The sequence below is a fragment of the Methylocystis sp. SB2 genome, from assembly GCF_049817085.1.
Classification (GTDB): domain Bacteria; phylum Pseudomonadota; class Alphaproteobacteria; order Rhizobiales; family Beijerinckiaceae; genus Methylocystis; species Methylocystis rosea.
In genome coordinates this window covers 1,545,612-1,569,562 of the sequence record NZ_CP187401.1, presented here as the reverse complement: position 1 = coordinate 1,569,562, position 23,951 = coordinate 1,545,612, and the positions used below count along the sequence as shown (strand labels likewise).

The 23,951-nt window shown below is 63.1% G+C and carries 21 protein-coding genes; 16 read left to right on the top strand and 5 right to left on the bottom strand.

Annotated elements, in window-relative coordinates:
• Window positions 1-15: 15 nt before the first annotated feature.
• On the bottom strand, window positions 16-1,581 hold the full coding sequence (locus ACPS74_RS07630) for an MFS transporter (RefSeq protein WP_029648790.1): 1,566 nt from the start codon (window positions 1,579-1,581) through the stop codon (window positions 16-18).
• Between the two features lie 230 nt (window positions 1,582-1,811).
• Here ACPS74_RS07630 and ACPS74_RS07625 point away from each other — a divergent pair, with 230 nt between their 5' ends.
• Complete coding sequence (locus tag ACPS74_RS07625; protein WP_029648789.1) at window positions 1,812-3,023, top strand: cation:proton antiporter; 1,212 nt, start codon at window positions 1,812-1,814, stop codon at window positions 3,021-3,023.
• A gap of 125 nt (window positions 3,024-3,148) precedes the next feature.
• Window positions 3,149-3,391: a hypothetical protein gene (locus ACPS74_RS07620; protein ID WP_029648788.1), complete on the top strand. Its 243-nt coding sequence runs from the start codon at window positions 3,149-3,151 to the stop codon at window positions 3,389-3,391.
• 52 nt (window positions 3,392-3,443) lie between these two features.
• Here the strand turns inward: ACPS74_RS07620 and ACPS74_RS07615 are convergent, their stop codons facing one another.
• Window positions 3,444-5,012, bottom strand: a complete 1,569-nt coding sequence (locus tag ACPS74_RS07615; RefSeq protein ID WP_029648787.1) for a phytoene desaturase family protein — start codon at window positions 5,010-5,012, stop codon at window positions 3,444-3,446.
• A 120-nt stretch (window positions 5,013-5,132) separates the two neighbouring features.
• On the opposite strand from ACPS74_RS07615, the gene msrB reads away from it, so the two are divergent.
• Window positions 5,133-5,534, top strand: coding sequence for a peptide-methionine (R)-S-oxide reductase MsrB (gene msrB, locus ACPS74_RS07610; protein ID WP_029648785.1), 402 nt, complete (start codon window positions 5,133-5,135; stop codon window positions 5,532-5,534).
• Between the two features lie 418 nt (window positions 5,535-5,952).
• Here the strand turns inward: msrB and ACPS74_RS07605 are convergent, their stop codons facing one another.
• Window positions 5,953-6,222, bottom strand: coding sequence for a hypothetical protein (locus ACPS74_RS07605; RefSeq protein WP_029648784.1), 270 nt, complete (start codon window positions 6,220-6,222; stop codon window positions 5,953-5,955).
• Here ACPS74_RS07605 and ACPS74_RS07600 point away from each other — a divergent pair.
• The 12 genes from ACPS74_RS07600 (at window position 6,221) to ACPS74_RS07545 (ending at window position 22,300) form a co-directional block, all read left to right on the top strand.
• On the top strand, window positions 6,221-7,954 hold the full coding sequence (locus tag ACPS74_RS07600; RefSeq protein WP_029648782.1) for a formate--tetrahydrofolate ligase: 1,734 nt from the start codon (window positions 6,221-6,223) through the stop codon (window positions 7,952-7,954). The two genes, ACPS74_RS07605 and ACPS74_RS07600, sit on opposite strands and share 2 nt — an antisense overlap.
• Window positions 7,955-8,017: 63 nt before the next feature.
• The gene (locus ACPS74_RS07595; protein ID WP_029648781.1) at window positions 8,018-9,211 is read left to right on the top strand and encodes an aminotransferase class V-fold PLP-dependent enzyme; all 1,194 of its coding nucleotides are present in this window, start codon (window positions 8,018-8,020) and stop codon (window positions 9,209-9,211) included.
• A 90-nt stretch (window positions 9,212-9,301) separates the two neighbouring features.
• Window positions 9,302-10,243 carry a D-2-hydroxyacid dehydrogenase gene (locus ACPS74_RS07590; RefSeq protein WP_029648780.1) on the top strand — a complete coding sequence of 314 codons (942 nt, stop codon included), beginning with the start codon at window positions 9,302-9,304 and terminating at the stop codon, window positions 10,241-10,243.
• Between the two features lie 161 nt (window positions 10,244-10,404).
• Entirely contained in the window at window positions 10,405-11,265 is an 861-nt protein-coding gene (locus ACPS74_RS07585; protein ID WP_029648779.1) for an NADP-dependent methylenetetrahydromethanopterin/methylenetetrahydrofolate dehydrogenase, read from the top strand.
• Window positions 11,266-11,277: 12 nt separating this feature from the next.
• On the top strand, window positions 11,278-11,910 hold the full coding sequence (fchA, locus tag ACPS74_RS07580) for a methenyltetrahydrofolate cyclohydrolase (RefSeq protein ID WP_029648778.1): 633 nt from the start codon (window positions 11,278-11,280) through the stop codon (window positions 11,908-11,910).
• A 34-nt stretch (window positions 11,911-11,944) separates the two neighbouring features.
• The gene (locus ACPS74_RS07575) at window positions 11,945-13,117 is read left to right on the top strand and encodes a malate--CoA ligase subunit beta (RefSeq protein WP_018405889.1); all 1,173 of its coding nucleotides are present in this window, start codon (window positions 11,945-11,947) and stop codon (window positions 13,115-13,117) included.
• A gap of 17 nt (window positions 13,118-13,134) precedes the next feature.
• Entirely contained in the window at window positions 13,135-14,022 is an 888-nt protein-coding gene (gene sucD / locus ACPS74_RS07570; protein WP_029648777.1) for a succinate--CoA ligase subunit alpha, read from the top strand.
• A 101-nt stretch (window positions 14,023-14,123) separates the two neighbouring features.
• Window positions 14,124-16,877: a phosphoenolpyruvate carboxylase gene (locus ACPS74_RS07565; protein ID WP_029648776.1), complete on the top strand. Its 2,754-nt coding sequence runs from the start codon at window positions 14,124-14,126 to the stop codon at window positions 16,875-16,877.
• A 22-nt stretch (window positions 16,878-16,899) separates the two neighbouring features.
• Window positions 16,900-17,871 (top strand): HpcH/HpaI aldolase/citrate lyase family protein, encoded by a 972-nt coding sequence (locus ACPS74_RS07560; protein WP_018405886.1) that lies wholly within the window; start codon window positions 16,900-16,902, stop codon window positions 17,869-17,871.
• 173 nt (window positions 17,872-18,044) lie between these two features.
• A complete protein-coding gene (locus ACPS74_RS07555; RefSeq protein ID WP_029648775.1) occupies window positions 18,045-20,174 on the top strand; it encodes a hypothetical protein in 2,130 nt (709 codons plus the stop codon).
• The gene (locus tag ACPS74_RS07550) at window positions 20,144-20,896 is read left to right on the top strand and encodes a DUF3142 domain-containing protein (protein WP_051381696.1); all 753 of its coding nucleotides are present in this window, start codon (window positions 20,144-20,146) and stop codon (window positions 20,894-20,896) included. The genes ACPS74_RS07555 and ACPS74_RS07550 overlap by 31 nt, the downstream gene beginning before the upstream one ends.
• 129 nt (window positions 20,897-21,025) lie before the next feature.
• A complete protein-coding gene (locus ACPS74_RS07545; protein ID WP_029648773.1) occupies window positions 21,026-22,300 on the top strand; it encodes a glycerate kinase type-2 family protein in 1,275 nt (424 codons plus the stop codon).
• Window positions 22,301-22,428: 128 nt separating this feature from the next.
• Here ACPS74_RS07545 and ACPS74_RS07540 read toward each other — a convergent pair whose 3' ends face one another.
• Window positions 22,429-22,692: a BrnA antitoxin family protein gene (locus ACPS74_RS07540; protein ID WP_018405882.1), complete on the bottom strand. Its 264-nt coding sequence runs from the start codon at window positions 22,690-22,692 to the stop codon at window positions 22,429-22,431.
• The gene (locus tag ACPS74_RS07535; protein WP_029648771.1) at window positions 22,676-22,993 is read right to left on the bottom strand and encodes a BrnT family toxin; all 318 of its coding nucleotides are present in this window, start codon (window positions 22,991-22,993) and stop codon (window positions 22,676-22,678) included. The genes ACPS74_RS07540 and ACPS74_RS07535 overlap by 17 nt, the downstream gene beginning before the upstream one ends.
• Before the next feature lie 89 nt (window positions 22,994-23,082).
• On the opposite strand from ACPS74_RS07535, the gene ACPS74_RS07530 reads away from it, so the two are divergent.
• Window positions 23,083-23,934, top strand: coding sequence for an NADPH-dependent oxidoreductase (locus tag ACPS74_RS07530; RefSeq protein WP_029648770.1), 852 nt, complete (start codon window positions 23,083-23,085; stop codon window positions 23,932-23,934).
• Window positions 23,935-23,951: the final 17 nt, after the last annotated feature.

The window sequence follows — 23,951 nt, the reverse complement described above, 5'->3', positions numbered from 1 at the left end:
CTTTTGCGCCGAATCTTACGGCTGCTCCATCAGCTCCTCGGCCGTAAGCCGGGTGAGCGTCTGGCTGCGTTTCTTGGACGCGTAGCTCGGGGAGGCGAGCCAGATGATCCCCGCCAGCAAGATGAACGTCATCGCGCCGAACAGAAATGCGTCGTTGAGCGCAAGGATCCCCGCCTGCTGACGGATGAGCTGCGCCGCCCGGCTGCGCGCGGCATTCGGCGACATGCCCATCGCCTGCATACGCTCGAGGAACGAGGCGAGCAGGTCGAGCGAGGCGAAGCGGCGTCCGCCGAAATGATCGGCGAGGTCGAGCTGATGGAAGGGCGTGCGGCGGAAAAAGAGAACGCCGAGCAGCGTGATGCCCATGGCGCCGAACACCGTGCGCAGCATCGCGAGCTCCTCCGCGGCGCGGATCAGTCGTTCGCCGGCGAGTCCAGTCATGGCGAGCGTCGCGAGCGGCGCAAAGAACATCGCAAGAGAGAAGCCGAAGAAGAACATCGGCGTCGTGATGCTATCGAAAGAGGCGCTCTTGTCGTAGTGGCCGAGCCACACGAATGTCACCGCGAGGCCGATGAAATTGAGGAAGACGATAAGTCGCGCGTCGACGTTTCTCGTGATCTCATGCACAACGGCGGCGGCGGCCATCGCCAAAAAAATCATGGCCAGATAGACCATGCCGGCAAGTGAAGACGTGTAGCCGAGCAGCACCTGCAGCTGCACGATGAACACCGACAGCAGGCCCTGAATGATCAGAAAGCCGATCAGCGAACAGAAGGTCGCGATCGCGAAATTGCGGTGCAGAAACAGCCGCAGATCAAGGGCGGGCCGCCGCTCGCCGAACTCCCAGAAGATGAACATCGGTAAAGCGAGGAGAACGACCAGAAGCAGCCATGCGAGCACGGGCGAGGCGAACCAGTCGAAATCATTGCCCATGTTGAGAATCGTCTGCACGCCGACCAGCACCGTCGCGAGCAGAATGAAGCCGATCGTATCGAAGCGCGTCATGCGGCGCTGAACGTCGCGCCGGTAGAACAGCGCCCAGATAACGGCCGCCGCTGGCAGCGCGACCATGACATTGGAATAAAACAACCAGCGCCAGTTGAAATACTCGGCCCAGAAGCCGCCCATGAAGACGCCGATGGTGAAGGGCGCCATGCTCATGACGCCCCAAAAGCCGACACCAAGCGTGCGCTGATCATCCCGATATTGCCCAAGCGTCACGGATTGCGCGAGCGGAAGGGCGACGCCGCCCATCAGTCCGAGCAGAAAGCGCATCGGCGCAAAAAACCAGATCGTCTCGCTCGCCGCGCACATCAAGGAAACGGCCGCGTAGGCGACAAGGGCGCCGATCAGCACGCGATAGTCGCCAAGCCGGCCTGAAAGCCACCGCGATAAGGGAAGACCGAGCGCGATGCCGACCATATGATCGGTCGTCGCCCATGTGCCGTAGCTCGGCGTCACGCCTTCGAGGCTTCCGGCGGCGTAGGGCGCGAGCACCGTGTAGCCGGGCACATTCGACAACATGACGACGTTCGCCGCGCCCGCCGCGACGTTGAGCAGCAGGAATCGCCAGCCTTTCATTCGCGCCTGCTCTGTCACCACCGTTGCGCTCCAGCCAGGAGCGCAGGACGCCAAGCTGATCGCAGGTCGCTTGAAGAGCGCGGGCTCATCCATTTCCTCATTTGCGGCGTGCGAGTCATCACTCAAAAAAGCGCATTTGTCACGAAGCGTAGCTTGCCCAAAAGCGCCGCAAGCTTGTCAATGGCCGGCGCCATACGCCATACCAGCCGCCTGGAAAGCGGAGAAGGCGCATGACGGGGATCTGGTTTCAGGCGGCGCTCATATTTGGCCTAGCGCTCATCGCTGCGGTGATCGCGGCGAGATTTCGCATTTCCACTGCGCTGACAGAAATTGTTATCGGCATGTGCGCCCGGACGCTTTTCGCCGCGACTGTGGGCGCCGAAATCTTCAGCGCTCAGGAGCCTTGGGTCAAAACGCTCGCCGGACTGGGCGCGATCGCGCTGACGTTTCTCGCGGGCGCCGAACTCGATCCCGACGTTTTTAAGATGAAATGGAAGGAGGCTGCGTCGGTCGGCGCCGCGAGCTTCCTCGCGCCCGCCATCGGTTGCTGGGCGGTCGCCTATTATCTGCTGGGGTGGGAGAGTTCGCCGGCGCTGCTTGCCGGCATCGCGCTCGCCGCCACCTCCGTCGCCGTCGTTTATACGGTGATGATGGAATATGGCTTCAACCGCACCGATTTCGGCAAGACCATTCTCGCCGCCTGTTTCATCACCGATCTCGGCACGGTCGTGACGCTCGGCCTCGTCTTCGCGCCCTTCACCTGGAAGACCGCCGTGTTCGTCGCAGCGGTCGGCGCGGCGTTTGTCGGATTGCCGCGGGCGACGCCTATGATCTTTGCGAAGTTCGGCGGACGCCCTTCGGAATTCGAGACAAAATTCCTGTTCTTCGCGCTGATGGCGCTCGGCGCGCTCGCGACCTGGGCCGGGAGCGAAGGCGTCTTGCCGGCCTATTTGATCGGCATGGCGCTCGCGGGCTCCGTCGGGCGCGACCACGCGCTCATTCGTAAGATTCGGGCGGTGACCATCGGCCTGCTGACGCCCTTCTATTTCATCCGAGCCGGATATTTTGTCTCCATCCCGGCCGTTCTCGCCGCGCCGCTTGGCGTCGCCGCCTTTCTTGCCGTCGAGATGGCGACCAAGATCGCGAGCGTCTATCCCGTGGCGCGTCGATTCGGGTCGCCGCACAAGGACGCCATGTATACGACGCTGCTGATGGCCTCCGGCCTCACCTTCGGCACGATTTCGGCGCTTTTCGGCCTGTCAAACAATATCATCGACGAAAGCCAATATTCGACGCTCGTCGCCGCGATCATCGCGACGGCGATCGTGCCCACAATGATTGCGAACAGTCTCTATTTGCCGCGCCATCGGCTGCCCCAAGAGACGGCGCCGCAGCGTGTTCATTCCACGGAGCCGGCGAAGGAGTCCGTCCTCGAAGGATAAATGCGACTTGATTCCCGGCGGGCGCGATGCAATCAACGTCCCCATTGTCGCTCGAGGAAGCGCGCCTGGCGAGTGGCGCGCCTGCGGTACGCCTCGAAGCGCGGACAACAGGAAGGACAATCTGAATGCGCATCATTCTGAGGCTATCGGCTATTCTGGCTCTTTTTGCGCTCACGCCGGCCTTCGCTCAAGGCACGCCCGAACAGCGCCAGGCCTGTGAAGGCGACGCGAATCGCGTCTGCGAGGCGTATATTCCGGACGCCGTCGCCATCGAGCGATGCCTGAGAGCCAATGCGGGATCGATCAGCGCCGCCTGCAAAGCCGAACTCGGCCTCGCATCGGCGGGCGGCAAAAAGCGCAAGCGCTAACAACGCGCGGCGCAACGCGTCGCCGCGCCCTCAATCCGCGCCTTACGCAGCATCAGGTCGCGACGGCGAGCCGCCTTTCGGCGAGCCGCGCGGCCTCGGCGCCCGATAACATCGCGCCGTTGAAGCCATGCTCGCCGCCGAACGCCGAGGCGAGATAGAGTCCGGCGATCGGCGTTTGCGGCGTGCGCGGAAATCCCATCAAAATCGGCGCTTCGGCGGGCAGCGCCGCAAAGCCGTACACCGCGCCTTCCGGCGTGTTGAGATAGCTCGCCATCGAATGGGCGTTGAGCAGCATCCGCGTCGTCACCAGGCCGGAAAACCCCGGATAGTCGCGGTCGAGAGAGGCCTGTATGGCGTCGAGCCAGCGTTCGCGCCGGGCGATCGCTTCTTCGCGCGGCAGATCGCGCCAGTTCTCGACGCGATCGAGGCCCAGCACGCTGACGAGGATCGGCGGCTCGTCCCAGAGACCTGAGTCGACTGCGGTGAAATTGGCGATCGTATGCAGGGGCAATTCCCCCTTGGGATCTTCCCCCATCGCGCCGGCGCCATCGCCATATTGATCGAAGCGCCGCATATCTTGCGGCATCACGACGGTCGTGAAATCCGTCAACCCGACTGTGGATGGTTTCGCGCTCAAGCCGAAATTGGCCGAAAACAGCGATGTTGAAAGCCGGCGGGACCCGAAGGTCTCCTCCATTTTCGCGCGCGCTGGCGCGTCCATCATCGCCGCCGCCTCCGAAGGCGCGCAATTCGCCATCGCCACCCGCGCTTCTATGCGTTCCTCGCTGTCGCCGGCGCGCCGTGCGACATGGCGTATGGCGATCACATTGCCGTCCGCATCGGTCTCGATGGCGCTAACATGCCGGCCCATGCGCACCACGCCGCCGGTCTTGGTGATGCACTTGGCGAGCTTGAGGCTCAACTGTCGCGAACCGCCTTTAATATAGGCGCCCCCCGAACCGATGTAAGCGCCCTGCGCAATTGCATAATAGATCCACCACAGCCGGCGCGGGTCGTCGCCGTAATAGGCGAGATTGGCGCCCAGCGCGCATTTCAGGGCCTCGCAGCCGGCAAAATCGCGCTCCATGATCTCGTGCAATGAATTCTGCCAGCCGGCCGCGGCGGGCGCGACTTCCCAGAGTCCGCGCGCCAATTTGGCGAAGGAGCTTTCCTCGCGAGCCTGTTTCAAGGTCCACAGCGCGTCGTGAATCTGCTCGACCTCGCCGAGAAATCTTTGGATGGCGGCGCGCTTGTCGGGGAAACGGGCGGCGAGCGCCTCATAGGCGGGGGCAAAGCCGAAAGGCAGTTCGAAGGCCTCGCCAACCGGCCCGCCGCGCACTGTGTAGAGCGCGCCGGTGGGCAGCCATTCGATTTCATCGAGAATTCCCAGGCGGCGGAGAATATCGTGCTTCACGTCGCGGGGGTTGCGCGCGTCGGAGGTCTGATGAAGCGAGGCTTCCACAGTCAGCGGACCGACCTTGTAAACCGACGCCGCGCCGCCGAGGCTGAAATTACGTTCGAGCAGACAGACGCTGTAGCCGTCATGCGCAAGCATCGCTCCCGCCGTCAATCCGCCCAGTCCCGAGCCGATCACCACGGCGTCGAATTTCTTGTCGCTCATTCTCGAATCTTCTTTCCCACTGAAAGATCGCCACTCTATCCCGCCAAGCCCCTCTGGCGAAAGGCGGCGGTCGATACAAGATAGGACCCAAGTCCACGAATCTCAGACAAGGCGCTGGCGATGGCCGACGAGATCTTTCCCGTAACCCGCACAGACGCCGAATGGCGTGCGCTTCTCACTCCCGAGCAATATGACGTCATGCGCGGGCATGGCACCGAAAGCCCGGGAAGCTGCGCGCTCAATCATGAAAAGCGTCGCGGCGCATTCAACTGCGCGGGCTGCGGCCAGCCGTTGTTTCGCTCGGGCGAGAAGTTCGAAAGCGGCACCGGCTGGCCGAGTTTCTTCGATCCGCTTCCCGGCGCGCTCGGCTCGACCGTCGATCGCAGCTATGGCATGACGCGCACGGAAGTGCATTGCAGCCGTTGCGGCTCGCATCTCGGGCATGTCTTCAACGATGGCCCGCCGCCGACCGGCCTGCGCTATTGCATCAATGGCGTCGCGCTCGACTTTCAGCCCGAATAGGCATCCATAAAGACTATCGAGCCTCGCAATCGCCCGATAGAGTCAAGGCTGCGACGCCGACTGCGACAAATTTTTTTTGAGGGAAGTCGCAACGGATGCTGCGCCCGCCGGCTTGCGGTTTCTTCGGATAGGTAAGGATGGGGCTCTGTTTCTTCCCGGCGCAAGCGGCGAGCCTGTCCAGACCCGTCGCATCAGCTTTTCGGGCGTGTAGGAAACTTCACAATTCCTGAGCGAATGCGCGCATTGATCGATGTGCGCACAGCCTGTCTCTTCCTGTTCTATCAGGTAGGCAAAGGATAGGTGGCCGGCCCGGCTTGTCGAATAAGCGATTCGACTGGCGATTGTGTCGCGCGAGCAGGAGCCGCATCGCGGCGCCCGTGCGTTCGTCATGCCGCTGGCGGCTCTGCCGGCTTGACGATCAATTTTGATTCCCGTCATACGAGGTGTCCGCCAATGAATTTTCAGTAAGCGGATTCATGCGCGCGTCGGCTCGTTGCGGCGAACCGCGGGCCTTGATGCGTGAATTGGATAAAACTACGGTCGCAAAAAAGGCTGCAGCCTGCATCGGCAGGATTTCAGCCCGGTCGGCCGGGAGCGGGATCGGCGGCGCCGACGCTCGGTTCTCGATGACCGAAAAAAACGAATTGTGGGCCTGTGCGACGCAGGCCTGATAGGGAGTGGACTGCATGTCAGAACGGTCAGCCGCCGCGCCGGGCGCGAGCGGAAAGGACAATCAGCATCTTGCGCCGAAGTCCGACATCGAGATTTCGCAGGCCGCCAAGATGCGGCCGATTATCGACGTCGCGCGGGACAAGCTCGGCATCCCGGCCGAACATGTGCAGCCCTACGGCCACTACAAGGGCAAGATCTCCCTCGACTACATTTCCTCGCTCGACAGCCAGGCCGACGGCAAGCTGATCCTGGTCACGGCGATTACGCCGACGCCCGCCGGCGAAGGCAAGACGACGACGACCGTCGGCCTCACCGACGGCCTCAATCACATCGGCAAGAAGGCGCTGTGCTGTTTGCGCGAGCCCTCGCTCGGTCCCTGTTTCGGCGTCAAGGGCGGCGCCGCCGGCGGCGGCTATGCGCAGGTCGTGCCGATGGAGGACATCAATCTCCACTTCACCGGCGACTTCCACGCCATCGGCGCGGCGAACAATCTGCTCGCGGCGTTGATCGACAATCACATCTATTGGGGCGGCGAGCCCAAGATCGACTCGCGCCGCGTTGCATGGCGGCGCGTCGTCGACATGAACGACCGCGCATTGCGCTCGATCGTGTCGTCTCTCGGCGGAGTCTCGAACGGCTTCGCCCGCGAGGACGGATTCGACATCACCGTCGCTTCGGAAGTGATGGCGATCTTCTGCCTGGCTTCGGACTTCGCCGATCTGCAGCGGCGGCTCGGCGACATTGTCGTCGGCCAGACCCGCGAAAAAAAGAGCGTGCGCGCCTCGGAAGTGAAGGCCGCGGGCTCCATGGCCGCGCTGCTCAAGGACGCGATCGCGCCCAATCTCGTGCAGACGTTGGAGAACAATCCGGCGATCATCCACGGCGGGCCTTTCGCCAATATCGCGCATGGCTGCAATTCGGTGATCGCGACGAAGGCCGGCTTGAAGCTCGCCGACTATGTCGTGACGGAGGCGGGCTTTGGCGCCGATCTCGGCGCGGAGAAGTTCTTCGACATCAAGTGCCGCAAGGCGGGCCTCAAGCCCGACATCACGGTGATCGTCGCGACGATCCGCGCGCTCAAGATGCATGGCGGCGTCGCCAAGGACGATCTGAAGGCCGAGAATGTCGCCGCGGTCGAGAAGGGCTTCGAGAATCTGAAGCGCCATATCGGCAATGTCCGTAAATTCGGCGTGCCGGTGCTCGTCTCGATCAACAAGTTCTCGTCCGACACCGCGGCCGAAATGGCGGCGCTCGACAAGCTCTGCAAGGCGGAAGGCGTCGAATGCGTCGTCGCCGACAATTGGGGCTCCGGCGGCGCTGGCGCAGCGGATCTCGCCAGGGCGGTCGTCAACACCATCGAGACGCAGCCCTCGAACTTCAAGCCGCTCTATCCGGACGACATGCCGCTTGCCGAGAAAGTGCGCACGATCGCCAAGGAGCTCTACGGCGCCGCTGATATCTCCTATGATTCGAGCATCAAGGCGCGCTTCGCCGAACTGGAGAAGGAAGGCTTCGGCAACTTCCCGGTCTGCATCGCCAAGACGCAATACAGCTTCTCGACGGATGCGAACGCCAAAGGCGCCCCCTCGGCCTTCACGATTCCAATCCGCGAACTGCGTCTCTCAGCAGGCGCCGAGTTCATCGTGGTGGTGTGCGGCGACATCATGACGATGCCGGGACTGCCGAAGGTCCCTGCCGCCAACAACATCTACGTCGACGATTCCGGCCGCATCGCCGGCCTGTTCTAGCGCGTTCACGGCGTCATCGACGCCGCGCGATCTGAAACCCGCCGCTCGAAAGGAGCTTGAGAAATGTTGAATTCCAGAATTCCCGGCAAGAACTTCCTGTTTGTGCCGGGCCCGACCAATCTTCCCGACCGCATCGTGCGCGCCATGTCGGTCGCGTCCGAAGACCATCGCTCGCCGACGTTCCCTGATCTCGTCAAGCCGCTCTTCCCCGGCCTGAAGAAGATCTTCGGCACTGAAAAGGGCCATGCCTTCATTTTCCCGGCGTCGGGCACCGGCGGCTGGGAAGCCGCGATCACCAACACGCTGTCGCCGGGCGACAAGGTTCTGGCGCAGCGCTTCGGCCAGTTCTCCCATCTGTGGATCGATCTTTGTAAGCGTCAGGGCCTGGAAGTCGTCGTGCAGGAGCGCGAATGGGGCACCGGCAATGATCCGGAGCTGATCGAAGAGACGCTGAAGGCCGACAAGAATCACGAAATCAAGGCTGTTCTCGCCACGCATAACGAGACGGCGACGGGCGTCACCTCCGACATCGCCGCGGTGCGCCGCGCGATGGACAACGCCAAGCACCCGGCGCTGCTCTTCGTCGACGGCGTGTCCTCGGTCGCGTCGCTCGAGTTCAAAATGGACGAGTGGGGCGTCGACGTGATCGTGTCGGGCTCGCAGAAGGGCTTCATGCTGCCGGCCGGCCTGCTGCTGATGGCGGCGAGCCAGAAGGCGATCGCCGCCGGCAAGTCCAACAAGGGCCGCCGCGCCTATTTCGAATTCCAGGACATGATCGCCCAGAACGCGAACGGCTATTTCCCCTATACGCCCTCCGTGCCGCTGCTCTATGGCCTCAAGGAATCGCTTTCGATCCTGTTCGAAGAGGGCCTCGATCAGGTCTACAAGCGCCACCATCACCTCGCCGAGGGCGTTCGCGCGGCTGTCTCCGCGTGGGGCCTCAAGTGCTGCGCCAAGGAGCCGAAGTGGAACTCCGACACCGTCACGGCGATCGTCGTGCCGGGGGGCTTTGACGCCGCCAAGGTCATCGAGATCGCCTACAAGCGCTATAATCTCGCACTCGGCGCCGGTCTGTCCGAAGTCGCGGGCAAGGTGTTCCGCATCGGCCATCTCGGCGACCTCAACGAGCTGATGCTGCTCGGCGCCATCGGCGGCGCGGAGATGGCCATGTGCGACGTCGGCATCCCCGTGACTCCGGGTTCAGGCGCAGCGGCCGCGCAGGCGGTCTATCGCGCCAATCCGCTGCTCAAGATGTAAATCGGCGACCGGCGGTCGGAGCTTTCCGACCGCCGGAGCCCGATGCACGACTGCCAAAAAAAGAATTGAGAAAGAGGGGGATACCAGGACATGTCGCACAAAATCGTCTTTCTCGATCGGGAAACGCTCGACGCCAATGTGCGCAAGCCGAATTTTCCTCACGAATACACGGAACACGCCCAGACGGCGCCCGACCAGATCGTTGAACGCCTGAAGGGCGCGACGATCTGCATCACCAATAAGGTGCCGCTGCGTGAAGCGACGTTGAAGCAGCTTCCCGACCTCAAGCTCATCGCCGTCGCCGCGACCGGCACGGACGTCATCGACAAGGCCTATACGAGCGGCAACGGGATCGTCGTCTCCAACATTCGCAACTACGCGTTCAATACGCTGCCCGAGCATGTGTTCGCGCTGCTCTTCGCGCTGCGCCGCAATTTGGTGAACTACTATAATTCCGTTCGGCAGGGGCGCTGGGGCGAAGCCAATCAGTTCTGCTACTTCGATTATCCGATCTACGACATCGCCGGCTCTACGCTTGGCATTATCGGCTATGGCGCTCTCGGCAAGGAGATTGAAAAGCGGGCCGTCGCGCTCGGCATGAAAGTGCTGATCAACGACGTCGCGGACGTGCCGAACAAGGTCGACGTCGCGACCGTTTTGCGCGAGGCGGATGTCGTCACGCTCAACCTGCCGCTGACCCCAGAGACCAAGAACATGATCGGCGCGAAGGAGCTTGCGTCGATGAAGAAGTCCGCCTGCATCATCAATACGGCGCGCGGCGGCATCGTCGACGAGGCGGCGCTCGCCGACGCGTTGCGTAAGGGAATCATTGGCGGCGCCGGCTTCGACGTGCTGACGGTCGAGCCGCCCAAGAACGGCAACATCCTGCTCGATCCGACGATTCCCAATCTCATTATCACGCCTCATGTCGCCTGGGCCTCGAAAGAGGCGATGCAGGTGCTGGCCGACCAACTCGTCGACAACATCGACGCCTTTGTCGCCGGCAGCCCGCGCAACCTCGTGACGGCGTGAGGCTTACGCCCCCTCCCGGCGCTTCGCGCCACCCTCCCCCGCAAGCGGGAGAGGGGATCAACGCCCGAGGTTGCGCGAATGCGCGTCGATGGCCGAGTCTGCTTCCTCTCCTGCGCGAAGCGCGGGGGTGGGGAGGGGGCCAGTGAAAGGTTCGAGTCCCAATGACCAAAAAACTGCTTTTCCTTTTTGATACCGATCCGGTTCCGAGCGTTTTCGACACGGTGGTCGGCTATGACGGCGGCGCCGACCGCATCATCGGCTACGGCGGCGTGACACGCGAAAACGTTGGGGCGCTGGTCGACGGCTGCATCTACACGCGCGGTCCGAAAGAGAAGCAATATACGGCGATCTTCGTCGGCGGCGGCGACATGACGGCCGGCGAAGCCGTGTTCAAAGCGGTGAAGAAGCGTTTCTTCTCGAATTTCCGCGTGTCGGCGATGCTCGATTCGAACGGCTCCAATACGACCGCCGCTGCGGGCGTGGCGCTGCTCGCCAAGGCGAGTTCGCTCAAGGGCAAGAAAGCTGTCGTTCTCGCCGGCACCGGCCCGGTCGGCATGCGCGCCGCGGCGATGCTCAACATCGAAGGCGCCGAAGTCGCCATCACCTCGCGTCAGAAAGCGCGCGCCGAGGCGGCCGCCAAAGCCATTCAGGAGCGCTTCGGCTTCACGCCCGCGGCGATCGAAGCCCCGGATAACGCAGCGCGCGCTCAGGCCGTCAAAGGCGCCCAGATCGTCTTCGCGGCAGGCGCAATCGGCGTCCCGCTGCTCGACGAGACGGATTGGCAGAACGATCCCACAATCGAACTCATCGCCGACTGCAATGCGCAGCCGCCGCTCGGCGTCGGCGGGGTCGAGGCGACCGACAAGGCCAAGGAGCGCCACGGCAAGATCGTCATCGGCGCGCTGGGACTGGGCGGGCTCAAGCTCAAATTGCATCGCGAATGCGTCGGCAAGCTGTTTGACGCCGCCGACCAGGTGTTCGACTGCGAAAACATTTATGCGCAAGCCAAAGAGCTCGCCTGAGCGAGGAAAGATATGAGCGCCAAGACCGATACGATTGGAAAATTCCTCGACGAACTCGCCAGCGATGCGCCGACTCCCGGCGGCGGCGGCGCGGCGGCGCTTTCGGGCGCTATGGGCGCGGCGCTCGTTTCGATGGTGTGCAATCTCACCATCGGCAAAAAGAATTACGAAGCCGTTTCAGCCGATCTGCAGCAGACTCTCGCCAAGGCTGAAAAGCTGCGCGCCGAGCTGACCGCGGGCGTCGATGAAGACGTCGTCGCCTTCAACACGCTGATGGGCGCCTATGGCCTGCCGCGCGGCACCGATGAGGAGAAGGCGAAGCGCTCGGAGACGATCCAGTCGGCGTTGAAAGAAGCGACGCTGGCGCCGCTGAAGACGTGCAAAATCTGCTATGACGTCATCAGCCTGTCGAAAGAGGCCGCCGACAAGGGCAACCTCAACGTCATCAGCGACGCCGGAGTCGCGGTGCTCGCCGCCAATGCCGGGCTGCGCAGCTGCGCGCTCAATGTCTTCATCAACGCCAAGGCGATCAAGGATCGCGGCTTCGCCGAGCAGCAGCTTGCCGAAGTCAATGCGCTTCTCGCCAAGGCCGCGGCCGAAACGGAAGCGGTCTATGAGACGGTCAAAGCCAAAATAGGCGGCTGAGGAAGCCGCGCCGCAATGCGAGGAGAGGACTGAAATGGACGTCCACGAGTATCAGGCCAAGGAAATACTGGCGAGCCACGGCGTCGAAGTTCCGCCCGGCACCGTCGCTTTCAGCCCGGATCAGGCGGTCTATGCCGCGACTGAACTCGGCGGCTCGCATTGGGTCGTCAAGGCGCAGATCCACGCCGGCGCACGCGGCAAGGCGGGCGGCGTCAAGCTCTGCCGCACCTATCATGAAGTGCAGCAGGCGGCGCGCGATCTGCTCGGGAAACGGCTCGTCACGTCGCAGACCGGGCCGGAAGGCAAGCCGGTGCAGCGCGTCTATGTCGAAGTCGCCGATCCTTTCGAGCGCGAGATTTATCTCGGCTATGTTCTCGACCGCAAATTGGAGCGCGTGCGCGTCATCGCTTCGAAGCACGGCGGCATGGATATCGAAGAGATCGCCAAGAACACCCCTGACGAACTGCTCCAGGTCATCGTCGAGCCGGCCGTTGGCCTGCAGCAGTTTCAGGCGCGCGAACTCGCCTTTCAGCTCGGCCTCAATATCAAACAGGTTTCGCGCGCGGTGAAGACGATCATGGGCGCCTATCGCGCCTTCCGCGACAATGACGCGACCATGCTCGAGATCAACCCGCTCGTCGTCACCAAGGACGACAAGGTTCTGGCGCTCGACGCGAAGATGTCCTTCGACGACAATGCGCTGTTCCGCCGTCACAACATCGTCGACATGAACGATCCCTCGCAGAGCGATCCGCGCGAGGCGCAGGCGTCGGAGCACAGCCTGAATTACATCGGCCTCGACGGCGAAATCGGCTGCATCGTCAACGGCGCCGGACTCGCCATGGCGACGATGGACATGATCAAGCACGCTGGCGGCAATCCGGCGAATTTCCTCGACGTCGGCGGCGGCGCTTCGCCGGAGCGCGTCGCGACCGCGTTCCGTCTCGTTCTGTCGGATCGACGCGTGAAAGTCGTGCTCGTCAACATCTTCGCCGGCATCAATCGCTGCGACTGGGTCGCGCAGGGCGTCGTTGACGCGGTGCGCGCCGAGAAGATCGAGGGCGTTCCGCTCGTCGTGCGGCTCGCCGGCACCAATGTCGAAGCCGGCAAGAAGATCATCGCCGAAAGCGGCATTCCGATCATCCAGGCCGACACGCTGGCCGAAGCCGCCGAGAAGGCTGTCGCCGCCTATCAGGGCGCCAAGTAAGCGCCGGAGAACGACACATGAGCATTCTCATTGACGAAAAGACGCCGATCCTGGTCCAGGGCATCACCGGCGACAAGGGCAGTTTCCACACCAAGGAGATGGTCGACTACGGCAGCAATGTCGTCGCCGGCGTCACGCCCGGAAAGGGCGGCAAGACTCACCACGGCGTGCCGGTGTTCAACACCGTCCGCGAAGCGGTGCGCGAAACCGGCGCGCAGGCGTCGATCACCTTCGTCGCGCCGGCCTTTTGCGCCGACGCGATCATGGAGGCCGCCGACGCCGGCGTCCGCCTGATCTGCTCGATCACCGACGGCATTCCGGCTCAGGACATGATGCGCGTGAAGCGCTACTTCCTGCGCTTTCCCAAAGATCGCCGGCCGATGCTGGTCGGCCCGAATTGCGCCGGCATCATTTCGCCCGGCAAGGCGATGCTCGGCATCATGCCGGGCCATATCTACAAGCAGGGCGCGGTGGGACTGATCTCGCGCTCCGGCACGCTCGGCTATGAAGCGGCGTCGCAGTTGAAGGCGCTTGGCATCGGCATATCGACCTCGGTCGGCATCGGCGGCGATCCGATCAACGGTTCGTCGTTCCTCGACCATCTGGTGCTGTTCGACAAAGATCCCGAGACCCAGGCCGTGCTCATCATCGGCGAAATCGGCGGTCCGCAGGAGGCCGAAGCCTCCGCCTGGATCAAGGAGAATTTCTCCAAGCCGGTGATCGGCTTTGTCGCCGGCCTCACGGCGCCCAAGGGCCGCCGCATGGGCCATGCCGGCGCCATCATTTCGGCGACGGGCGACAGCGCTGCGGAAAAAACCGAGATCATGAAGTCTTACGGGCTCACGGTCGCGCCGAGCCCGGCGGAATTCGGATCGACTGTCGCCAAGGTATTGCGGAGCGCCTGAGGAATGCAGCACTGGCGTCGGCGCGGTCGCGCGCCGCTGTCAGGCCGTATTTCGCGAAGCCGTTCATCCTGCGCGGCGTCGTGAGCGCCTAAGGAGTTTTGATGACCGCCGAGACCCAGACATTTAAGAGCCTGTCTTCGACCGGCCTGCCGTCTGCTTACGCGACTCGCTCGGTCACCGAAGCTTCCGACTTCCTGCGCGAGCAATTGCTCACCGTCATTCGCCGTCACACGCCGGAAATCGAGGCCGTCGTGCGCGACTCAAAGGCGGGCGCCGGTCTGGAGCCGCGTCAGATGGCGCGCGCGCTGCAGGCGCAGGGCATCCTGTTTCAGCTCGTCTCCATCGCGGAGCAGGCCTACGCCATGCGCCGGCGCCGCCGGATCGAGCGCGAAAAGGGCCACGACAAGCTGCTCGGCACGTTCGATTACGTCTTGTCGAGCGCCGCGGCCTCAGGCGTCGCTCCCGACGAAATACGCGCGCAATTGCAGTCGCTGCGCATCCGTCCGGTGATCACCGCCCATCCGACGGAAGCGAAGCGCGTCTCGATCCTCGAAAAATATCGCCGCATCTATCTGCTGATGCGCGAACTCGAATCGACCCGCTGGACGGACCGCGAGCGCGAGGCGCTGGTGAAGTCGATCTATGATCAGATCGAACTTCTGTGGCTTACTGGCGAACTGCATCTCGAAAAGCCCACGGTCGACCAGGAAGTCGCCTGGGGCCAGCACTTCTTCCACGAGAGCATTTTTGATCTCGCGCCGGAGCTTTTGTCATCCTGCGAACGCGCGCTGCGACGCCACTATCCCAACGAAACATTCGAGGTCGCGCCTTTCTTCCAGTTCGGGTCCTGGATCGGCGGCGACCGCGACGGCAATCCTTTCGTGACGAACGACGTCACCCGCCGCACCATGCGCGAAAACGCTGCTGCGAGCTTGAATTACTATCGTACCCGCTTCGTCGATCTCGCGCGCATGCTGTCGATCAGCCAGCGCGCCGCCGACATTCCTCAGTCTTTCCGCGAGGAGTTGGCTGAACGCCTCGCCGCGCTGCCGGACGGCGCGGCGATCGAAGCGCGCAATCAAAACGAACCCTACCGGCAGTTCGTCGGCGCTATCCTGCGGAAACTCGATCAGACGCTGCGCGCCGTGAACGGCGAGCCGGCGACAGGCCCGCGCTATGCAAGCGCCGACGAACTCATCGGCGACCTGCTCGTGCTTGAAAAAGCGCTCGTTGAAGCCAAGAGCGACGCGCTGGCGGTCGATCTCGTGCGTCCGTTGCGCCGCGCGGTGGAAACCTTCCGCTTCAGCACGGTGCGCCTCGACATCCGCCAGAACACGACGCGGACGACGCAGGCGCTCGAGGAGCTGTGGCGCCTGAAGACCGGCGGCGAGACGCCGCCCGATCTCGATGATCCCGAATGGCGCGAATGGCTGCTCGCCGAGCTTGCCAAGCCGCGGACGACGCCTCTCCCGCGCGACACGCTTTCCGCCGATACGCGCGATGTCATTGAAATGTTCGAGGTGGTCGCCGAGATGCGCACGCAGCTCGACCGGGAAGCCTTCGGCGGATTTATTTTGTCGATGACGCGTTCGGCGGTCGACGTCCTCGGCGTGTATCTGCTCGCCAAGGAGGCGGGGCTTTTTCTCGACGAACCGGGCGTCGAGATTCTCACGCTGCCAATCGTGCCGCTCTTCGAGACGATCGGCGATCTGCGCGCCGCGCCGGCGATCATGCGCGATCTCTTGCAGGTTCCGGTGGTGCGCCGCTCGACGCGCTGGCAGGGCAATCTGCAAGAGGTGATGATCGGCTATTCCGACTCCAACAAGGACGGTGGCTTTCTGTCGTCGAATTGGGAGCTGTTCAAGGCGCAGGCCCGTCTCAGTCAGGTCGGACGCGAGCAGGGCGTCGCCATCGCCTTCTTCCATGGGCGCGGCGGCTCGGTGTCGCGCGGCGGCGCGCCGACCGGCCATGCCATCGCAGCGCAGCCGGCGGGCTCTATCCGCGGCCGTTTTCGCGTCACCGAACAGGGCGAGGTCGTCTCGTTCAAATACGCCAATCGCGGGACCGCGGCCTACCAGATGGAGCTTTTGGCGTCCTCCGTGTTCCAGCATGCGCTGAAGTCCGAACGCGAGGAAGCGCTGGCGCCGCACGCGGAATTCGACGAGGCGCTCGAGGAGATTTCCGGCGCCTCTTTCGCCGCCTACGCCAAATTCATCGGCGATCCCGACCTTGTGGCTTACTTTCAGGCTGCAAGCCCGCTTGAAGAGATTTCGCTGCTCAACATCGGGTCGCGGCCGGCGCGGCGCTTCGGCGCCAAAAGCCTGGCGGATTTGCGCGCGATCCCCTGGGTCTTCGCCTGGGCGCAGAATCGCCATTCGATCACCGGCTGGTACGGCGTCGGATCCGGTCTGAAGAATTTCGTTGACGTGCGCGGCGACCGCGGTTTCGAACTCTTGCGCCGGATGTTCGAAGATTCGCGCATGTTCCGGCTCATTATCGACGAGGTCGAGAAGACCCTCGCGCTCGTCGATCTCTCGATCGCCAAACAATATGCGGGCCTTGTCGCTGACGAAGCCGTGCGAACCAAAATCTTCAAGGCCATCGAAGAGGAATTTGCATTGACGCGCGAGATGGCCTTGCGCGTCACCGGCGGCGTCGAACTGGCGGAGCGCTTCAAGGAATATCAGGCGAGGCTTTCGCATCGCCTGCAAACCATCAACGAGGTCAATCGCGAGCAGGTGGCGCTGCTTCGCCGGTTTCGCGAGGCTCAAGACGAAGCGGAAAAAGAGGCCGTCAAAGTGCCTCTGCTGCTCTCGATCAGCTGCGTCGCGGCCGGCCTCGGGGCCACAGGCTAATTCAACAGGAAGGGGAAAAAATATGAGCTTCACTTTAATCGAGCAGGCCACGCCGCGTCTGCATCGTTCGGAACTCGCGGTGCCGGGCTCCGCGCCGGGCATGTTTGAGAAGGCCGCGCAGTCAAAGGCCGATCAGATCTTTCTGGATCTCGAAGACGCCGTCGCGCCCGACGACAAGGAACAGGCGCGTAAGAACATCATCCAGGGCCTCAACGATATCGACTGGGGCAAGAAGGTGATGACGCTGCGCATCAACGGTCTCGATACGCAATACTGCTATCGCGACGTCGTCGACGTTCTCGAGAACTGCCCGCGCCTCGACATCGTGCTGATCCCGAAGGTCGGGGTTCCGGCCGACGTCTACGCGATCGACATGATGATCACGCAGATCGAGCAGTACAAGAAGCGCACCAAGAAAATCGGCATCGAAATCCTGATCGAGACCGCGCTCGGAATGGCCAATGTCGAGGCCATCGCGCAATCGTCCAAGCGCCTCGAGGCCATGTCCTTCGGCGTCGCCGACTATGCGGCGTCGACCCGCGCCCGCACAACCGTCATCGGCGGCGTCAATCCGGATTACGGCGTGCTGACCGACAAGGACGAGAGCGGCAATCGCGAATATTACTGGGCCGATCAGTGGCATGCGGCGCAGACGCGCATGATGGTCGCCTGCCGCGCCTACGGCCTGCGTCCGATCGACGGCCCCTTTGGCGACTTCGGCGATCCGGACGGCTATATCGCCGCCGCCAAGCGCGCCGCGGTGCTCGGCTATGAGGGCAAGTGGGCGATCCATCCCTCGCAGATCGAACTCGCCAATCAGGTCTTCACGCCGTCCGACGCCGAGGTGACGAAGGCGCGCCGTATTCTCGACGCGATGACCCAGGCCGCCAAGGAAGGCAAGGGAGCCGTTTCTCTCGACGGCCGCCTGATCGACATCGCCTCGATCCGCATGGCCGAGGCGCTGATCGAAAAGGCCAACGCGATGGCGGCGTAAGCCGCAGCCCGCCAAAGAGCGGGGCATATAAGGGGCGAGGGACGGCGTGGTGCCACCCTCGCCCTATTTTTGAAGCGTAAGAATTCTTCTTGATTATTTTCAACAGACGCGCCCCCGCCGATCCGGTAGGAAGCCGTCTGACGCAGCTTGCCGGCCACGTTCAGGGAACCGCCATGCGCCAGCTTTTTTCGACTCTCGCATCGCTCATGCTGCTGTGTTCCGCGAACCAGGCGTTCGCCTGCGCGGGCGATGGTCTCGGCCGCGCCGGATGGAAGCTGGATCACAAGGACTTTTCCAATCGCGACAATTTGCCGTTCCTCAGTCCGGGCAATGACAGCCGCGTCAACGCGCAGTTCCTGATGATGGACGCGCGGCCTTGGCCCGTCGATGCGCCAAAAGGCGAGGTGAAGCTCGATATCTATCCCGACTATTTCGTGCTTTTCGCGCGCGACGCTTTTAACGACGCCTTCGCGCGAAACTCATGCGATTATGCGGGCCGGCCCGTCAAAGACGTTATGACGACGCCGAGCGACTTCTTTGACGAGGGCACGCGCTGCGTCTCTGCTCAAAGCGGCGAGGACGCCTTTATTCAGGCTGTAAAGGCCGAAAAGGCTCTAAGCGAAGCTGAGCGCGCTGCGCTGATCCGTTCACGCAAGGAACTAACGACGGCCTGCCAGGGAAAGGATGCGGCGTCCACCGCCGCAAAGGCTTATGTCGCGGGCGCCGACGCATCGGCGGCCGCGCGCGAATTCGCCGCTTATCTTGCCGGGGCGGAGTCGTTTTACGGCGGCGCATTCGACGCTGCGCTCACAGCTTTTCGCAGCCTCGCGAAAGCGCAGAATGTGTGGGTGCGCGAGAGCGCACGCTACATGATCGCCCGCACGCTTCTGAACAAGGCGTCGGTCGGCGCCTTTGCGGAACTGGACGGCGCGCCCGAGCCAAAAGTATCGGATCGCCAATCGCTGAAAGCGGCGGAATCCGAATTCAAATCCTATCTCGCCGACTATCCGCACGGACGCTACGCGGCGTCGGCGCGCGGCCTGTTGCGTCGCGTCTATTGGCTCGCTGGCGATCGGTCTCAGGCCGCGACCGAGTATGCGTGGCAGCTGAGGCATGCGCGCGATCCGGACGCCAATCTGCGCAGTTCGGATCTCGCTGCTGAAATCGACTCGAAACTCGGGCTCGACTCAAAAGACGTCCATGACGCAAATCTTCTCGCGATCGACGATTTGACGATGATGCGGCCTGCCGATGCGTCGCAGAAGAAGTTCTCGGCGGCCGATCTCGACGCGCAGGCGCGAGACTTCGCGGGCCATGAGGCGCTATTCGCTTTTCTGAAGGCGGCGCGCGCCTACTATGTCGACGGCGACTATGCGACGGCACTGAAGCTGTTGGGCGATGCGACGCCCGGGCCGTTGTCGCCGCCCTATCTGGGATTCAGCCGCGAAGTTCTTCGCGGTCAGGCGCTGATGGCGTCGGGGCAATATGCGGCGGCGATCGACCACTGGAGGCGGCTGCTGCCGCTCGCCACGCAGCCCTGGCAGAAAGAGGCGGTCGAACTCGGCCTCGCGCTGAGTTGGGAGCGCTCCGGAGAGGTCAACAAAGTCTTCTTGAAGGACACGCAACTGTCGTCGCCGCGGATTCGTGCGATGCTGCTGCGATATGTTGCAGGTCCGATCCTGCTGCGGATGGCCGTCGCGGACCCGGCCTCGGCTGAGGAGCGCAAGCTTGCGCGCTTCGTGCTTCTCCTCAAAGAGGCGACGCACGGCCAATATGCGGGCTTCCTTCGGGATTATTCTGCGGAGGGACTGGCGAAGGACGACGCCGACACCGCGCGGCCCGGGCAATATCCCAATTACCAATCCAGCGTCTTGCTGTGGAGCGGCGGAGCCGACAAGGGCTACGCTTGTCCAGACCTCAAGTCGATTGTCGGCGAACTCGCCGCCAATCCCCAGGACCCGCACGCCATGTTGTGCTTTGGCGACTTCATCCGCATGAACAGCCTCGATGGCTTTGAGGCTTCCCGGCCGGCGCCCGACGAACTTGGCGGCGGCAAATCCATATTTCCCGGCGAACCCTATGCGCGTGGCGAGGTCTATAAGAAGCTCATCGGCTCGCCGGCGACGCCCGCGCGCGACCGGGCTTATGCGCTCTACCGCGCGATCAATTGCTACGCGCCGGCGAACAACAATACTTGCGGCGGCAAGGACGTCGAGAAGGCGCAGCGCAAAGCCTGGTATGACCAGCTCAAGGCGCAATATGGCGCGACGACATGGGCGAAAAGCCTGAGATTTTACTGGTGACGATGTTGCGGCGTGTCGCCGCCGCGTGTCTGCTGGCTATTAGCGTCATTTGGACAGCTGCGGCCGACACGATTGTGCGCGCGGCGGATTACGACGTCTATTGGCTATGGGCGGGCGTGCGCGCGCGTCCCGAACTGGCTTCCGCCAAGACCATCTATCTGCTCCAGGCTGAAATCGGACCCGATGATTCGGGCGAGATGCGTGTAAAGGCGCAGGGCGCCACTGAGCCGGGCCCTCATCCGCAAGCGTTATGGCTGGTCTATCGCGTGCGCAGCATCGACTGGACGCCCGCGATTTTTGCCGCGGTCAAGCGTCGGCTCGCCGAGTGGCGCGCGAAGTCGGACAAGGTGATCGGCGTTCAGATCGACTTTGACGCCGCGACGCGTGGCCTGACCACATACGCAGCCTTCCTTGCCGAGCTTCGTGAGACGTTGCCGGCGGATTGCGCGCTCGGCGTTAGCGGCCTGATGGATTGGGCCTCTCAGGCCACGCCGGAAGACATTGACAGACTTGGTCGGAGCGTCGACGAGGTCGTGTTTCAGACCTATCGCGGCCGCGCCACCGTTGACCATATCGACGATTATCTGGCGCGCGTTGGACGTGTCCATACGCCTTTCCGGCTCGGCCTCGCGGAGGGCGCCGTCTGGTCGCCGCCGGAAACGCTGGCGCGTCACCCATATTTTCGCGGCTATGTCGTGTTTTTGCGTAATCCGCCGCAATAAGCGAGCCGCGGCGCGCGACTCCGCGCCCGGTTGACGGGCGCTTGAGATGCTGAAAAGACAGCGCCGACGGTTGTCGCAGCTCCACGGCGCTAACCGACGGATTGCCAAAACAACAAGGTAAAATGCGCGATGTCCGACGATTTCCGCACCCTCCTTCGCGCCATGTTTGACGCCGCCGTCGCCGCCGCGTCGCCAACGGTTTGCCTGCCGCCCTATCTCGCGAAGATCGCGCCGCCGAAGGGCCGCACCATCGTCGTCGGCGCCGGCAAGGCGGCCGCCTCCATGGCGGCGGCGGTGGAGGCGCATTGGCAAGGCCCGCTCGAAGGGCTCGTCGTCACGCGCTATGAGCATGGCGCGCCGACAAAACACATCGAGGTGATCGAAGCCTCGCATCCGGTGCCCGACGCGGCGGGGCGCGAAGCCGCCAAGCGCATTTTGCAGAAGGTGCAGGGACTTTCGCAAGACGATCTCGTTCTCGCGCTGATTTCCGGCGGCGGCTCGGCGCTGATGGCGCTGCCGGCCGAGGGCGTCACGCTCGAGGAAAAGCAGGCGGTGAACAAGGCGCTGCTGAAGAGCGGCGCGAACATCTCCGAGATGAATTGCGTGCGCAAGCATCTCTCCGCCATCAAGGGCGGGCGTCTCGCCCGCGCGGCGGCGCCGGCGCAGGTCGTGGCGCTGATGATTTCCGATGTGCCGAATGACGATCTTTCGGTGATCGCCTCCGGTCCCACGGTCCCCGATCCGACGACGCGCGAAGACGCTCTGGCCGTCATCGCAAAATATAAGATCGACGCGCCGGCCGCGGTGCTCGCGCATCTGCAAGAGAGCGAATGCGAAACGCCCAAGCCGGGCGACGCCATCTTCGAAAAGGTGCAGAACATTCTCATCGCCACGCCGCAAGGCTCGCTCGACGCGGCTGCGGCGGTCGCCAAGGCCGCCGGATTTACGCCCTGCATTCTCGGCGATCTTGAAGGCGAGTCCCGCGACGTGGCGCTGGTTCACGCCGGCATCGCGAAGCAGGTCGCCCTCCATGGCCAACCCTTCGCGCCGCCCGTCGCCATCATCTCGGGCGGCGAGACGACCGTCACCGTGCGCGGCAAGGGACGGGGCGGACGCGACGCGGAGTTCTTGCTCGGATTGACGCTCGCGCTCGAAGGCTTCGGCGGCATGTCGGCGATCGCTTGCGACACCGACGGCATCGACGGCAGCGAAGACAACGCCGGCGCGATCATGACGGCGGATTCATTCGAGCGCGCGAAAAAGGCGGGCGTCGATCTGAAGGCGCATTTCGCCAACAATGACGCCTACACCGCATTCGAAAAGCTCAACGACCTCGTCGTGACCAAGCCGACGCGCACCAACGTCAATGACTTCCGCGCGATCCTGGTGCCGAAGCGGGTGTAAATACGCCTGGCCGAATGTCATTCCCGACGCGCGTTTCGCGCGATCGGAATCGCTCTGGGTTCCCGGTCAGGCGTTCGGCCTGCGGGGAATGACGCGCGGCAAGCGTAGCTCAGCCGACTTTTTGTCGTTCAGCGGACCTTTTCCGCGAGCCAGATTTTTATGAGCGACTGATAGGGCACGTCGCGCTTATTGGCCGCGATCTTGATCTGCTCGAGCAGACTGACCGGGAGCCGTAGGGAAATCGAGGTTGTCGACGGTTTGAGATTCGGCATTCGAACGCGCTTCGCCTTGCTCCAGTCGACATGTTCCGCGGAGTCGTGACTTTCCCAATAAGCACGTTCGTCTGCTTCGGTTGCGAACGTCGGCGGCGGAGTCTTAGTCGTCTTGCTCATAGCGTTGTCGTTCCTTGCGACTCATGTCGCGGGCGGAGATAACTCGAATGCGCGTCCCGTTTGAGCGCAGCGTGAATGTGACATGCAGCAAGCGAGATGCGTCCGTTCGACCGAGGGCGTGATAGCGTGGCTCGCTCTTGTTGTGAGCCAAGTCGTGGTGAGCCAAGTCGTCCGTCACGATCAGCGGATCATTGGCGAAAATCTGCTCAGCCTCCGCTTGGCTCACGTCGTGCTTTTCGACGCTCTTGCGCGCGTTGCCGTGATCCCATTCGAAACCGGCGACATGCTCGAAATTGACCATTTGTGTATATTTCCATAATATACATCAGAGTCAATAAAGCGATAGGGCGGAATGTTGCGCCAGCAGAGCAACCCGCCTAAAGGAAGCCCATGAACAAGCCTTTGAGCCCGCAACCCTTCGATCCGCGCGGCGCGGCGGCGATGTTTGAACGCTATCGCCGCGACGATTCGCCAAAGCCCCAGCAGTGGAACGACACGCTCGATCTTATTCTGGCGCATCGTTCGCATCGCAATTTCCTGCCCGAGCCATTGCCCGAGGGCGCGCTGGAGATCATCGTCGCGGCCGCGCAGTCGGCGTCGACATCGTCGAATCTGCAAGTCTGGAGCGTCGTCGCGGTGCAGGACGCGGCGCGCAAGACCCGTCTCGCCGATCTTGCCGGCGGCCAGAAGCACGTCCATCACGCCCCGCTGTTTCTCGTCTGGCTCTGCGATCTCGCGCGGCTCGAAAATCTCGGGCGCGAGAAAGGGCGTGATGGCGCCGGACTCTCGTATTTCGAATTGTTCCTGACCGGCGTGGTCGACGCCGCGCTCGCCGCGCAGAACGCGGTCAGCGCGCTTGAATCGATCGGCCTGGGCTGCTGCTATATCGGCGCCATGCGCAACAAGCCGGAAGAGGTCGCCAAGGAATTGAATCTGCCGCCGAACGTCTTCGCCGTCTTCGGCATGGTCGTCGGCGTTCCTGATCCGGCCGCCAACGCCGCCGTTAAGCCTCGCCTCGGGCAAGGGGCGGTGCTGCATCACGAGCAGTATGAATGGGGCGACGCGCAGCGCGAGGCGATCGAAACGCTCGATGAAAAGTTCAAGGAATTCCAAAAGGAGCAGGGGCTGCCCGATCAGGGGTGGATTCGTCAGGCGCTGTCGCGCGTGCGCGGTCCGGAGGCGTTGAGCGGTCGCGACCGCATTCGCGAAGCCCTCAACGCGCTTGGCTTCGCTCTTAAGTGAATCGACGAGAAAAAGGC